This is a genomic window from Cryobacterium gelidum, assembly GCF_004403985.1.
Classification (GTDB): Bacteria; Actinomycetota; Actinomycetes; order Actinomycetales; family Microbacteriaceae; genus Cryobacterium; species Cryobacterium gelidum.
This window is the reverse complement of the sequence record NZ_SOHL01000003.1, coordinates 566,020-579,527: the sequence shown is the minus strand read 5'-3', so window position 1 is coordinate 579,527 and position 13,508 is coordinate 566,020. Positions and strand designations below refer to the sequence as shown.

Genomic DNA, 13,508 nt, shown 5'->3' with positions numbered 1-13,508 from the left:
CAAGCCCGAGCAGCAACGTACCTGGACTGGATTCATAGCTACAATCACCACAGACCCCATACCGGCATCGGCGGCAAATCACCCATCGACCGCGTTCACAACGTCAGTGGGAAGAACACTTAGGGCAGCTCGCGCCGGCCGTCTGACCAAACGATCCGCACCGTCCGCGGGTCAAAACCTTTCCGGCCCCGAGGGACATGGAGCAGCGCGACCGACATCAAGCTGCTGACGATCGCGCGTCGTTGCGCCAGACCGGCGTTGTCAAAAAAGTCCAACGGGCTCGACGCTCCCATCATCATCGCGACCGCGGCACCGCTCGTAGCCTTGGCGTATTCAACCTCGATCGCGAGAAGCTTCGCCTCGGCCTTGAGGGTGAGCTTATTGTGGAACGCCGCCGACAGCTCATTCTTCTCGTAATCGCGGTCGTAGCGTTCCAAATCGTTACGGAGCAAGGTTGATTCCGTCACCAGCTTGGCCGTTGCCGCGTCATTGTTCTTCTGTGAGACGGCCCGTCCCACGTCATCTAGTAATAACCGGCGCCGAAGTGCACCGATCACCAAGGCATCGATCGGTGCCTGAGTCCGCAGAACATGGCCGCCACCTTTGCACCAGTATCGGGTTCCGTTCGTTCGGACCGGGTTGCCGCATTCGCCGCATAGGAAGATCCCGCTGCCGAGGTGCTTCCGGTCAGTGCCTGACCGGTTCGTGATCCTCAACGGATCTTCGAGCCGGGACTGGACGGCGAAGAAGGTCGGGTCATCAATGATGGGTTCCCAGGCACCGGCGTACTCGGTGACGATGCGCTCTTTTGTTTCCTTGTGGAAGGTGACGTGCTTGACTCTGGCTATGTATCGAAGGTTGGTGAGTATCGTTCTCACGGTGGACGTCGGCCAGTTGGTGCTTCCACGCCTGGTCTTGATGCCCGCCTTTGTCAGCTCACCTGCGATTCCGTAGAGAGTGCCGCCAGCAAGGAACGTAGCAAAAATCCGGCGGACGATCGTCGCTTCCTCTTCGAGGATCTTCCCAGACATAGAGTATCCAGTCAGGCGAACGCCCGCGTAGGATTCGCCGCGTTCGAGCCGTTGTACAAGCGCGCGTTTCTGTCGCTCGCCTTTGCGCTCAACTTCAGCGCGCGCCACACCCACCTTAATGCGGATGAACAACCGCCCCGAGTCGGTCGTGGTGTCGGCCTCCCCGGTCTCAGTAATAATTCGAAGCTGTCCATGTTCTGCCATTTCGAGCCAGTATTCGATCTGGCCCGGTTGACGACTAAGGCGGTCGACGTCGTAACAGATGATGTTAGTGAACTTGCCGTCCTGATAATCCCGAACCATGCGCTCGTACGCGGGCCGGACCACATTTCGTTTGCTGGCCGAGATGGAGTTGTCGACATGGATCTCCGATACCTCTAGTCCCTTCTCGGCAGCCTTTGCCAGGCAGTCCTCTCGCTGGCGCTCGATGGCACGGTGCTCTCCGGTTGCGTCTAGGCTGATTCGAAGGTAGATCGCGGCTTTGTTTGAGAGCATTTCATCATTGTGACATCAAAGGTTGCCTGAGAACGCTACTCGGTGGAGTTCCGCTTCAACGTGTAGAGGGCATGCCTTTGGCTGCAAGAAAGATACGGTCGGGGTACCGATTCTGATCGGTGGTGCCGCATCCCCTCCAAACGACGTGGTGTGTGTCAGAGTGAAGTCGGGCCCGCATGGTCGGGCCGGGATCGAGTCGATTCTGACGCAGAGCGGAGTTCCCGTCGGGGTAGTGGCGTTCATCGGCCGCGGCCGTGACCGCGCCAAGGTGGCGGACCTGCTCGCGGAAACCCGCGTGGTGACGTTGACCGGTTCGTGTGGTTGAGGAAAGACGCGGCTGGCAATGGTGGTCATCGGGGATATAGCGGCACGCTTTACCGACGGGTCCGTTGGGTCGACCTGCAGACGGTGAGCGAACCCGGCCGGGTGGCGCAGGCCGTCGCTGAGGCCGTGGGCGTTCGCTCCGGCTCGCTGGTTGCTTCAGCGGAGGCGGCGCGGCTGTTCGAGGTGCGAGCCAGGCTCGTGGACTCGAAGTTTCGGATCGATGATGGCAATGCTCGTGCCGTGGCCAAGACCTGCTGGCATCTGGATGGGGTCCCGTTGGCTATCGAACTGGCGGCGGCGCGTGTGCGAGCCCCGCACCGGGATAGCCAACAGCACCGTGCTGGATCTGGTCACGGGTCTGGTTGAGCAATCACTCTTGCAGGTAGTCGAGCGTCAGGGGAGAGCACGCTATCGGCTGCTGGAGACGATATGCCACATGGTTCTCTGGCACCACCTCTGGGTTCGTGACCTAAACGCTGGGGATGTGCGTCTGCAGGCGGTGGTCACCGATCGATGCGCACCACCGAGTAGGGAGTGTCGGGCGCCGGGGGAGTGCCGAAGCGGGCGTTCGGGAGGTAGAGCCCGTTGCCAAACCTCGCGATCGTCGTGGGCACCTGGAAGTCGGGGTCCGTGTACCGGTCGATGAGTTCGCCGCTAGTCCCGGCTGCATTGAGGCGGATCACGGCGACGGTGTTCAACTGATTCTGGACGACGTACAGGGTGCGCCCGGCGACGAGCAGCCCGTCACCGTTGGGGAGCAGGACCCCACCCAGATCAACGACCGCGGCGACGCCGGTCTCGGGGTCGACGCGGAACAGAATGCCCGTTGACGACTGGATGACCAGGAGCGCTTGATGGTTGGGGGTCTCCGCGATGCCGTTCGCGTTGAAGCCCGGCTGCTGCATCCAACTGCCCGACAGGGGGAGGACTTCGATCGCATCTGCCCCAGGGAGTGCGCCGCCCGGTCCGAGGGGGAGCTTATAGAGCTGCGCTTGCTGGCTGTCGGTGAACCACGCGGCGTCGCGAGTCATAACGACGTCGTTCACGAACGTTGGCGCATCGGTGAGGGCGTAGCTCTGCAGGATGTCGCCCGTGGCGGCATCCACGACCCGCGCCTCGCCGGTGGGCCCGCCCGCGATGAAAAGCCGACCGCGGTTGTCGATCTTCAGGCCGACCGACGGAGTGCCCGGGCCCTCCAGGGTCCTGATCTCCTCGCCGGTGCGCACGTCGAAGACGTAGACGTCGCCGTCGGCGAGTGAGCCGACGTAGGCAGTGCCGCGCGGGCCGATCGCGATTCCTTCGGGCTGGAATCCGTCGGGAAGCGCGATAACATCCTCGAAATGACCGGGCCGCGTCTGCGGTGCGGCGTGGACTGCGGGTATCCCTGAAACAAGGAAGAGAGCACCCAGTGCGGCGGCGGACAGTGTGCGTGCGACGATGCGACTGATCATGGCGATAACAATAGTCCGGCTCGGGCGCTGCCAATAGGCCTGATCGGCCTCGGGCGAAAATCACCGGGCCGGTCGCGGTTGTGGCGTCGTGAGCGTGTGCCATCGCTGGATCCACGGTCGATTTGCGCGTGCCACCGGGCAACCGGCTTGAGCGGCTCAAGGGTGACCAAGCCGGCCAACACAGCATCAGGGTCAACGACAAGTGGCGGATCTGCTTCGTGTGGACCGACGCTGGCCCAGAGGAGGTAGAGGTCATTGAATATCACTGACAAGAGAGACAAGCTCGCTCCGATTCACCCAGGCGCGGTCCTCATGAAGGACTTCATCGAGGCGCTCGGCATCACCCAGAACGAGCTTTCTGTATCGATTCGTGTTTCGCCGCGACGGATCAACGAGATCGTCCACGGAAAGCGCGGTATCTCGGCCGATACCGCCCTGCGCTTGGTCCAGTACTTCGGAACATCAGCGCAGTTCTGGCTCAACCTGCAGTCGCAGTTCGACCTCAATGTCGCTGAGGACCGCGCGGCAGAAGAAATTAACGCCATCACCCCGCTCCGCGTCGCCTGACCCTCCTGTCGCACTCTCCTGCAGCAGCGCAATCCCTCGTGCACGCCATAAATTTGAGGGTTACGTGCTCTAGGCACCGGCGAGATTTAGATGTCTGTAAACGACTGAATCCCGTGGAGTTCAGATTCGACGTTTAGACTAAGATTTTCGCGTTAATCATCACAGCAGCATCAATTGAAGGAGACCATCGTGCCTGTCATCGCCATCATCGGAGCCGGACCGGGACTCGGAGCAGCAGTTGCGCGAAGGTTCGGGAGCGAAGGCTTCTCAATTGCTCTGATCGCCAGGAACCAGTCGAAACTAGACGCTATGGCTGCCGAGCTCACCGCTGCCGGCTTCACCGCGAGTGCTTACGCTGCGGATGTCCGCACGCCGGCGTCGCTCGAAGCTGCCCTTGCGCGTGCCGCGGCAGAGCTCGGGCCGATCACCGCGCTGCAATACAGCCCGCTTCCATCACGCGACTACCTGAAGCCGGTGCTTGAGATGACGCCCGAGCTGGCGTTAGAGGCATTGCAGTTCTCGGCCCTCGGGCTTATCCACGCGGTGCGAGCAGTGCTTCCGGCGATGCGGCAGGCAGGTAGCGGCAGCATCATCATGATCAACGGAGGAACCTCGGTCAAGGCCCGCGCAGGCTACGCCGGCACATCGGTCGCTTTCCCGGCTGAGAGCGCCTACGGCGAGATGCTCCACGAAGCCCTCGAGGATGAGGGTATCCGGGTCAACCAACTGGTGATTCCCGGCGGCATCCCACAGCTTCAGCTTGCCAACGGCATCGACGGGGTCGCCGATCGCATCTGGGACCTCCACATCGTGGCCGGTCCGTTCCGCACCATGCTCATCCCGCTTGAGGACGGTCGGGAGTAGGGCGGAGGCTCCTGTTCTACTCGATTGGACCGTACGGCGAGAGCAAAGTCACTTCTCTGACGTTGATCGGTGACGAAAAGTGCTGAAGTTCCGCTTCAACGTGGAGTCCGTTTTCATATCGGGTACCACGGGGACCGGCGCGGACCAGTGCGGCCAGTACGCCGGTGGCTCTTGACCACACCTGTTGTCCGTTCGCTGAGCTTGGTGGGCGCGGATCGCCAGCCGTTCAGCGGTGGCACAATGGGCACATGACGCTGCACCTCACCGGCGATGACGCCGCCGACGCTCTCCTGAGTGAGAACCCGTTCGCGCTCCTCGTGGGTATGCTCCTCGACCAGCAGATCGCGATGGAAACCGCTTTTTGCGGCCCGGCCAAGATTCAAGACCGCATCGGCAGCCTGGATCCCGCCGTGATCGCGTCCTACGACGCCGAGGCATTCGTCGCAGTCTTTCGGCAATCGCCCGCCGTGCACCGTTTTCCCGGATCGATGGCCAAACGCGTGCAAGACGTCGCCGAAGTCATCGTGCAGAACTGGCACGGCGATACCGCCTCGATCTGGACCGCTGACAACCCCACCGGCCCCGAGACTCTCAGCCGGCTCAAGGCCCTGCCCGGGTTCGGCGAACAGAAGGCGAAAATCTTTCTCGCGCTCCTCGGCAAACGACCCGGGGTCGACGCGGCCGGCTGGCGCGAGGCATCCGCTCCGTATGGCGAAGAGGGCGCGTTCCGGTCGGTGGCCGATATCGTCGACCCCGAGTCGGTGACCCGAGTGCGTGAGACCAAGCGGGCCGCGAAGGCAGCTGCGAAGAAGGCCTGATCTGCCGAGCGGATGCGAGTCGGCTCAGACCGCGCTCGGCGGCGCGCGCCGGAATAGTGAACCCATGCCAACGTTGTAGTCAAGGCGGCACGCATCCGTTTCGTCGGTGTCAGCATTCGTTCAAAGGACTTATCCCATGTCACCCTCTGCTCCTGCCCGTCGCGCTCTCGTAGTCGGCGCAACCGGAATTGCCGGTTCAGCCGTGCGCGATCGGCTGCTCGCCGACGGGTGGCCCGTCTCGACGCTGTCCCGATCGGCGGCTGTGACCGTTCCCGGTACGCGCCAGATTCAGGCCGACCTCCGTTCCGCCACCGATTTGGAGCACGCCCTGCGGGATGAACACCCCACCCATGTGTTCTTCACGGCGTGGTCCCGCGAAGACAATGAAGCCGACAACATCGCGGTGAACGCGGGAATGCTCCGCGACCTTCTCGCTGCTCTGGCGCATACCAAGGTCGAGCACGTTGCACTCCTGACCGGCCTCAAGCATTACCTGGGACCGTTCGAGGCATATGCGGCCGGTGAAATGGCCGACACCCCCTTTCAGGAGGAAGAACCGCGGCTGCCCGTCAACAATTTCTATTACGCGCAGGAAGACGAACTCTGGGCGGCCGCAAGCCGCCAGGGATTTGCCTGGTCGGTGCACCGCGCCCACACGGTGATCGGGTACGCCGTCGGAAACGCCATGAACATGGGCCTCACCCTGGCCGTTCAGGCCACCATTTGCCGTGAACTCGACCGCCCGTTTGTTTTCCCCGGTTCAGAAATGCAGTGGAACGGCCTGACCGATATGACGGATGCCGACCAGCTCGCCGACCACATGGTGTGGGCAAGCACAACGCCCGGCGTCGAAAATGAGGCCTACAACATCGTCAACGGCGACGTGTTTCGGTGGCGGTCCATGTGGCCGCGCATCGCGGCTTACTTTGGTGTGACCCCGGAGGGTTTCAGCGGCGCGCCGCGGCCCCTGGACCTGCAAATGGTGGCCGCTGATGTCGTGTGGCGGTCGATCGCCGATAAATATGACCTTATTGAGCCCGACAGCGCACGCCTGGCGTCATGGTGGCACACCGACGGTGACCTCGGTCGCAATATCGAAGTCCTGACCGACATGAGCAAGAGCCGGGAAGCCGGTTTTCCTGGCTACCGACGTACGGACCGAGCCTTCACCGACCTGTTTGACCGTCTTCGCCGCGAACACCTCATTCCGGGCGCGACGCAGCAAATCGAACCGGCGAAGCGACAGGCTTAGGCTCCCATGAGGGTCCCCATTTCGCGATGGGCGACTTCGCCGGCGACTATTGTCACCGCCGAACAATGCCAGGATGCGCATCTATCGCAACGTTCGGTTTTCGAATTGTTCGGGTGTCAGCCCGGTCAGCGCGCGTGCGTGACGCGCCCCCGACCGACCGACCAGACCACCACGACCGCGACGAGCGCCATGGCAGCGAGGCCGAGCCCGGAGTAGCCGGCCAGAGCCAGTATCGGCCCCGCGAGCGCGCCGCCGAGCGCACCGGCCGCGTTCATGGAGAGGTCAGAGAATCCCTGCAGCGAGGATTGATCTTCTATCTCGACGGCCTCCGAGACGAGCGCCGAACCGGCCACAACGGATGCCGACCAGCCCAGTCCCAGAAAGACCAGGCTCACGGTCATTGTGGCCTGGGATCCGTCGCTGAACCAGGCCACGGTGAGCGCGACCAACAGGAGGACCTGACCGCCGAGAACCACCGGCAGGCGACCGAGCCGGTCGGAGAGTGCGCCGAATACGGGGGACACGGCGTACATGCCAGCCACGTGCAGGCTGATGGTCAGCCCGATGATGGTGAGCGAGGCGCCGTGGTCGCGAAGGTGTACCGGCGCCATCGACATCAGGGCCACCATGGTGGCGTGGCTGAGGGCAATGACCGCCACGGCATACCGGGCCGCCGCATTGCTCCTCAGAATCACCAGGCCGCCGCTGGCTCGGCGGATGCCCGCGCTCGCCGTGCGCGCCGCCAGAGCGGTCAGCAGGGGGTCGGGTCGAAGCCCGAGCGCGTAGACGAACGCGGCGGTGATCGTGGCGGCGAGCGAAAATGCGAAGGCCCCGGTCATCGCCGGCAGTCCGAGGGCGGCGCCGAGCACCTCGCCCGGGCCGAACAGGTTCGGGCCGAGCACAGCGCCGATGGTCGTCGACCAGACGACAATCGACAGGTCGCGGGCGCGAAAGCGTGAGGAGGCGAGGTCGGTGGCCGCGAACCGGGCTTGCAGGTTCGTGGCCGATCCGACACCGAGCAGCATCAGGGCGAGCAGCAGTAGGGCGAAATTGTCGGCCGAGACCGAAGTAATTGCGAGCACGGCGCCGGTGCCGGCCACGAACGAACCAGCGGCAAGTGACACGCGACGCCCGTTCGCCTGTGCCAGGCGGGCGAGCGGCACGGCGACGATCGCGGCCCCGAGGGTGCTCATGGTCGCGGCCATGCCCGACCAGGCGCTCGATCCCGACAGCGCTGCGGCAAGCAGCGCGCCCAGCGACAGGGTCGCTCCCATGCCGATCCCGCCGAGGATCTGCCCGGTGATGAGCACGCGCACAACGCGCTTTTGGAGTTCTGTGTGCCGCACCGGCGCCTGCGGTACAGGCATCGGCGCGGAGGTGTCGTCGTTCATCGTCTAGATCCCCTGGTTAAGGCCTCGGCAGGCCACTGCTGCACCGCCTGAGGCTCACTCTACCGAGCAGCAGGCACGGACCCCGTGCAGTCAATGAGACCATGGAGTAATGACCGGAACACTCGTGGCCAGGGGCCTGGCTGGTGGCTACGCGCACCGCACCCTTTTTGAATCGCTCGATCTCACCGTCACCCCCGGCGACGTTATCGGTGTCGTCGGTGCGAACGGGGCGGGCAAATCCACGCTGCTCAACCTTCTCGCCGGCCTGGGTGTCCCGCAAGCCGGAACCATCACCCGCAGCCCAGCGGATGCCTTCGTCGGCGCTCTCCCGCAGGAGCACGAACGAGTTCCCGGCGAGACCATCGCCGGTTACATTGCCCGGCGCACGGGCTGCGCCGAAGCAACCCGCGAAATGGATACCGCGGCATCCGCTCTCGGAGATGCACTGCCGCACCCAGGGGCACTCGACCCGGCCGAAACCTACTCGACCGCGCTCGAGCGCTGGCTGGCCAGCGGCGCTGCCGACCTCGATGAGCGGCTGCCCGTCGTTCTCGCCGACCTCGGCCTCGCGCTCGGCACCACACTCACCGCCGACAGCCTGATGACGGCGCTCTCCGGAGGCCAGGCCGCGCGCGTCGGGCTCGCTGCCCTGCTGCTCTCCCGCTTCGACATCGTGCTGCTCGACGAGCCCACCAACGACCTCGACCTCGACGGACTCGAACGACTCGAAGCCTTCGTCAGGGGCCTCCGCGGCGGCGTCGTGCTAGTCAGCCACGATCGCGAGTTTCTCGCCCGCTGCGTGACCCGGGTGCTTGAACTCGACCTCGCCCAGGGCTCCAATCGGGTGTTCGGCGGCGGCTACGACTCCTACCTCGAGGAACGCGAAACGGCCAGGCGGCACAATCGGGAGAACTACGACGAGTTCGCCGCCAAGAAGGCCGACCTCGTCGGCCGGGCCAGAACCCAGCGGGAATGGTCGAGTCAGGGCGTGCGCAACGCCATGAAAAAGGCACCAGACAACGACAAGATCCGGCGCAAAGCCTCGGCCGAATCGAGCGAGAAGCAGGCGCAAAAGGTGCGCCAGATGGAAAGCCGCATCGCCCGCCTCGACGAAGTCGACGAGCCCCGCAAGGAGTGGCAGCTCGAATTCACCATCGGGTCAGCCCCACGCTCGAGCGCTGTCGTGGCCACACTGAGCAACGCCGAGTTTCGGCAGGGCGACTTCGTGCTCGGGCCCGTGTCGCTGCAGGTCAACGGCGGCGAACGAATCGGCATCACCGGTCCCAACGGCGCTGGCAAGTCCACCCTGCTGCGCGCCCTGCTCGGTCGTCAAAAAGCGGATGTCGGCAGCGCGCACCTGGGCGCCAGCGTCTCGATCGGAGAAATCGACCAGGCCCGGGCACTTCTGGCGGGCGGGCGGCCCCTGGCCGCAAGTTTCGAGCTGCTCGTTCCCGAGCTTTCTCCCGCCGAGGTGCGCACGCTCCTGGCCAAGTTCGGACTCAAAGCCGATCAGGTAAACCGCCCGGTCGACGGGCTGTCGCCGGGGGAGCGCACCCGGGCCGGACTGGCCCTGCTTCAGGCACGCGGAGTCAACCTGCTCGTGCTCGACGAACCCACCAACCACCTCGACCTTGCCGCTATCGAACAGCTCGAACAGGCGCTCGCCTCCTACGAGGGCACGCTGCTGCTCGTCACCCACGACCGGCGGATGCTCGACAATGTGCACACCGACCGGCACTGGAACGTCGATGCCGGCCAGGTCACCGAGCTCTAGACGCCTGTTTGCAGACCACTCAGCGCGACTGGCGCTTCTTGCCGAGTTTGGGCTGGCCCTTGACCGCGGGAGCGCGGCCCTTGCCTTTATTAGCCTTGGCCTTGCCGCCGCCCGGCCCGCCGCCGGACTTACCGGCACCGCCGCCGGACTGCGGGCCGCGCCCGGTGGCCTGTGCCAGCTCGAGGCGCGCGTCGGCCAGAAAGGCAACGCCGATCTCGGTGAGCGTCGTGCTCTCGGCGGAACGGTCGAACAGGGCGTACCCGAGTTCGGCCTCGACCTGCTTCACCGATGCGCTGAGAGTGTCCCTGGAGACGCCGAGCGCCAGCGCGGCGCGGGCAAAATCGGAAGCCTCAGCGGCGGCCACGAAGTGCCCAAGCAGGGTGATGTCCACGAACAGCCTCTCGTCGGTTTGCGCGGGTTAACCGCTAGACCTTCTAGGCTACGCGTCGAAAACGCCACCACCCACCGAAAACAGCCACCGGCAACACGCGGCGGGGGCTTGGCGCGACGCCGCCGACGTGCTTCGCTGGGTGCATGACGACGATGCCGATGTTCCCCCTGGGATCCGTGCTGTTCCCCTATATGCCTTTGCAACTGCGGGTGTTTGAGGAACGGTACCTCGTCATGCTCGCGCGCGTGCTCGATTCCCCGCCGGCCGAGTTCGGTATCGTGCTGATCGAGCGTGGCCAGGAGGTCGGCGGCGGTGAACGTCGGTTCAGTATCGGCACCGTCGCCCGGATCACCCAACTTGAAGCGCCCGAAAGCTACCTGGGCCTGGTCGTTCAGGGCGAGCGCAGAATCGAGGTGACCGAGTGGATGCCGGAAGACCCGCATCCGCTTGCCACCGTGCGCGAGCTGCCCGACCTGGAATGGGACGACTCCCTGCTGCCCCGCCGGGAACAGGCGGAACGACTCGTGCGTCGCACCCTGTCGCTGGCGAGTGAATTCGCCAACCAGGAGTGGTCGCCCGATGTGGCGCTCTCCGACAATCCCACCGCGGCCGCCTGGCAGCTCGCCGCGATCGCCCCGGTCGGGCCAATCGACCAGATCGCGCTCCTGCGCTCCGACTCGATGGCTGCCCTGCTCGACAACATTATCGAGCTGACCGAGGCTGCGGGTGAGTCTTTGGCCTGGTGAGCAGTTGACTGTGCCGCCGAAAATAACCACCCATGCACGGCTCGGCGACGAACGTCTGCGCGGGCCGGTGTCTAATGGTGCGTATGGAACAACTGCCAGCCTCCGGCGCGATCATCGGTGCCGACGGCCTCACCCGCCCCGCCTGGGCCTCCGTCGACCCGATGTTGCGTGACTACTACGACACGGAGTGGGGCGTGCCCGTGCGCGATGAGCACGGCCTGTTCGAGCGGATCAGCCTCGAGGCATTCCAATCCGGGCTGTCCTGGGCGATCATTTTGCGCAAGCGCCCCGCGTTTCGCGCCGCCTTCGCCGACTTCGACCCCGAGCGGGTCGCCGCCTTCGATGAGGACGATGTTGCCCGGCTGCTGGATGACGAGAAAATCATACGAAACCGCCTCAAGATTCGCGCCACGATCACGAACGCGCGGGCCACTGTCGCCCTCCGCGACAGCGGCGGCCTGGTCGGATTCGTCTGGTCCTTCCAACCGGATGCCACGCCCGCGCCGCTGACACAGTCCGACGTGCCAACCCGCTCTGCGGCATCCGTCGCACTGTCGAAAGCACTGAAGGAAGCCGGCTTCGTCTTCGTTGGACCGACCACGATGTTCGCCCTCATGGAAGCGATCGGCATCATCGACACCCACCTCGTCGACAGCCATCGGCGTGGATCTTCGGGGGTGTGGAGCCAGGCTCCGCGGCATCTCAGCTGAACACCGGCCCGTAGGTGCCGACGATGATCCAGATGAGCAGGTTTGTGTCCATGATTCTGCCGGCTCTTTGCAAAAACAGAGACAATTATCAAACTCCTGCTTCACGAAACATTCAACGAACGCCCAGCTGGCCTGGAGGGTGGACGTGCGTGGGGAAGAAACAGTCCAAGCGGAGCGCTAGGCTGATCGCAGAACGGCGATAACTGAACATCGGGTCATATGGACGATGCGGGAGAGTTCGACGCGAAGGCGTGCGAACACCGAAGGAGCAATCCTCCCCGACAATCTCTCAGGTACTCGTACCGCATCGAACTGACCACTCTGAAAAGTAGATTGGGCACGCTCTGCGTGTTTCACAGTCTCGCCCACGGTGAAAGTCAGTGCGTCCGCGCTGGTGAAGCTCTCAGGCACGAGCGACAGAGGGGGAGTTCCCACGAGGCTCAATCGAGCCTTGCACACAAGCGGCCGCACCTGTACGGCCCTGTCACCCGGAGAACTCATGACCTCGGCCGATTCCAGCACTCCCGCTACCACCGAGCGGTTCTCGCCGCTGCACCAGGCGCACGTCGACGCCGGTGCGAGCTTCACCGATTTCGCCGGCTGGCAGATGCCGGTGCGGTACTCGAGCGATCTCGCCGAGCACCACGCCGTGCGCACCGAAGCCGGTCTGTTCGACCTGTCGCATATGGCCGAGATTCTGGTCGAGGGTCCGGATGCCGCCGCCTACCTCGACTTTGCGCTGGCGGGCAAGCTCTCGGTCATCGAACTGTGGCAGGCGAAGTACAGCCTGCTCCTCGTCGAGGACGGCGGCATCATCGACGACCTCGTCGTCTACCGCCTGGGCGATACGAAGTTTCTCGTTGTCGCCAATGCCGGCAATCGGTTCGCTGCCTTCGACGCGCTGCGCGCCCGGGCGGACGGCTTCACTGTCAGCGTCGTCGACCAGAGCGACGATTACGCCCTCATCGCCGTGCAGGGCCCGAACGCCCTCGCCATTCTTGACAACACCGAGGGCCTGACCGACCTCGGCACCGACCTGCACTTCATGAAGTACTACCGCATCACGGGCGGCTCCTTCCGCGGCCAGCCGCTGCTGGTCGCCCGCACCGGGTACACCGGCGAAGACGGGTTCGAGTTGTACCTCGCGGCCGCGCGAGCCCGAGAGCTGTGGGACGCACTCACGAGCGCCGGCGCGGATAAAGGTCTCGTTCCGGCCGGTCTCGCCAGTCGCGACACCCTCCGGCTCGAAGCTGGCATGCCACTCTACGGCCACGAGCTCACCCTGAACACCTTCCCGGCGCAGGCGGGCCTCGGCCGGGTGGTCAACCTGGGCAAGGAGAACGACTTCGTCGGCCGCGCCGCGAGCGAGGCGGGGCCGGAGGCGGGGGCATCCGTTTTGGTGGGACTGATTGCCACCGGCAAGCGTGCCGGGCGTGCCGGCTACGAGATCTTCCGCAGCATCGATGCAGAGACCCGGGACGGCGTGATCACGAGCGGCGCCCTATCGCCGACCCTCGGCTACCCGATCGCCATGGCCTACGTCACTCCCGACCTCGCTCGCCTCGGCACCGAGGTCTACGTCGACGTGCGGGGCACCCGCATCCCCGCCACCGTCACCTCGCTGCCGTTCTATAAGCGCGTCAAATAGCTCGGCTTTGTCGAAATAGCCCTGAATCCGTTCACCCTGCGAAAGG

14 protein-coding genes and 1 riboswitch are annotated in these 13,508 nt (G+C 64.5%); of the genes, 10 read left to right on the top strand and 4 right to left on the bottom strand.

Annotated elements, in window-relative coordinates; translation table 11 throughout:
• On the top strand, positions 1–123 hold a 123-nt coding region (locus E3T50_RS02840; RefSeq protein ID WP_166784179.1), incomplete at its 5' end, for an integrase core domain-containing protein.
• Here the strand turns inward: E3T50_RS02840 and E3T50_RS02835 are convergent.
• Positions 120–1,526 (bottom strand): recombinase family protein, encoded by a 1,407-nt coding sequence (locus E3T50_RS02835; protein ID WP_134550434.1) that lies wholly within the window; start codon positions 1,524–1,526, stop codon positions 120–122. The two genes, E3T50_RS02840 and E3T50_RS02835, sit on opposite strands and share 4 nt — an antisense overlap.
• An 827-nt stretch (positions 1,527–2,353) precedes the next feature.
• On the bottom strand, positions 2,354–3,301 hold the full coding sequence (locus E3T50_RS02830) for an SMP-30/gluconolactonase/LRE family protein (RefSeq protein WP_134550433.1): 948 nt from the start codon (positions 3,299–3,301) through the stop codon (positions 2,354–2,356).
• 128 nt (positions 3,302–3,429) lie between these two features.
• Here E3T50_RS02830 and E3T50_RS16910 point away from each other — a divergent pair, with 128 nt between their 5' ends.
• The 5 genes from E3T50_RS16910 (at position 3,430) to E3T50_RS02805 (ending at position 6,802) form a co-directional block, all read left to right on the top strand.
• Positions 3,430–3,570, top strand: coding sequence for a type II toxin-antitoxin system RelE/ParE family toxin (locus E3T50_RS16910; RefSeq protein WP_277612656.1), 141 nt, complete (start codon positions 3,430–3,432; stop codon positions 3,568–3,570).
• The gene (locus E3T50_RS02820; protein WP_255454256.1) at positions 3,557–3,868 is read left to right on the top strand and encodes a HigA family addiction module antitoxin; all 312 of its coding nucleotides are present in this window, start codon (positions 3,557–3,559) and stop codon (positions 3,866–3,868) included. Before E3T50_RS16910 ends, E3T50_RS02820 begins: the two co-directional genes overlap by 14 nt.
• A 189-nt stretch (positions 3,869–4,057) precedes the next feature.
• The gene (locus E3T50_RS02815) at positions 4,058–4,732 is read left to right on the top strand and encodes an SDR family NAD(P)-dependent oxidoreductase (protein ID WP_134550430.1); all 675 of its coding nucleotides are present in this window, start codon (positions 4,058–4,060) and stop codon (positions 4,730–4,732) included.
• A gap of 248 nt (positions 4,733–4,980) precedes the next feature.
• On the top strand, positions 4,981–5,550 hold the full coding sequence (locus E3T50_RS02810; protein WP_134550429.1) for an HhH-GPD-type base excision DNA repair protein: 570 nt from the start codon (positions 4,981–4,983) through the stop codon (positions 5,548–5,550).
• A 136-nt stretch (positions 5,551–5,686) separates the two neighbouring features.
• Positions 5,687–6,802 carry an SDR family oxidoreductase gene (locus E3T50_RS02805; protein ID WP_134550428.1) on the top strand — a complete coding sequence of 372 codons (1,116 nt, stop codon included), beginning with the start codon at positions 5,687–5,689 and terminating at the stop codon, positions 6,800–6,802.
• A 125-nt stretch (positions 6,803–6,927) separates the two neighbouring features.
• Here E3T50_RS02805 and E3T50_RS02800 read toward each other — a convergent pair whose 3' ends face one another.
• The gene (locus tag E3T50_RS02800) at positions 6,928–8,193 is read right to left on the bottom strand and encodes an MFS transporter (protein WP_241990710.1); all 1,266 of its coding nucleotides are present in this window, start codon (positions 8,191–8,193) and stop codon (positions 6,928–6,930) included.
• A 109-nt stretch (positions 8,194–8,302) separates the two neighbouring features.
• On the opposite strand from E3T50_RS02800, the gene E3T50_RS02795 reads away from it, so the two are divergent.
• Positions 8,303–9,967: an ABC-F family ATP-binding cassette domain-containing protein gene (locus E3T50_RS02795; RefSeq protein WP_134550427.1), complete on the top strand. Its 1,665-nt coding sequence runs from the start codon at positions 8,303–8,305 to the stop codon at positions 9,965–9,967.
• A 19-nt stretch (positions 9,968–9,986) separates the two neighbouring features.
• On the opposite strand, the gene E3T50_RS02790 is transcribed toward E3T50_RS02795, so the two are convergent.
• Positions 9,987–10,358: a LysR family transcriptional regulator gene (locus E3T50_RS02790; RefSeq protein ID WP_134550426.1), complete on the bottom strand. Its 372-nt coding sequence runs from the start codon at positions 10,356–10,358 to the stop codon at positions 9,987–9,989.
• A 143-nt stretch (positions 10,359–10,501) separates the two neighbouring features.
• Here E3T50_RS02790 and E3T50_RS02785 point away from each other — a divergent pair, with 143 nt between their 5' ends.
• The 3 genes from E3T50_RS02785 to gcvT all read left to right on the top strand — a co-directional run bounded on the left by E3T50_RS02785 (position 10,502) and on the right by gcvT (position 13,462).
• Complete coding sequence (locus tag E3T50_RS02785) at positions 10,502–11,104, top strand: LON peptidase substrate-binding domain-containing protein (RefSeq protein ID WP_134550425.1); 603 nt, start codon at positions 10,502–10,504, stop codon at positions 11,102–11,104.
• A gap of 83 nt (positions 11,105–11,187) precedes the next feature.
• On the top strand, positions 11,188–11,814 hold the full coding sequence (locus E3T50_RS02780; RefSeq protein WP_174844713.1) for a DNA-3-methyladenine glycosylase I: 627 nt from the start codon (positions 11,188–11,190) through the stop codon (positions 11,812–11,814).
• Between the two features lie 219 nt (positions 11,815–12,033).
• Positions 12,034–12,129, top strand: a riboswitch (glycine riboswitch).
• 184 nt (positions 12,130–12,313) lie between these two features.
• The gene (gene gcvT / locus E3T50_RS02775) at positions 12,314–13,462 is read left to right on the top strand and encodes a glycine cleavage system aminomethyltransferase GcvT (RefSeq protein ID WP_134550423.1); all 1,149 of its coding nucleotides are present in this window, start codon (positions 12,314–12,316) and stop codon (positions 13,460–13,462) included.
• Positions 13,463–13,508 lie beyond the last annotated feature (46 nt).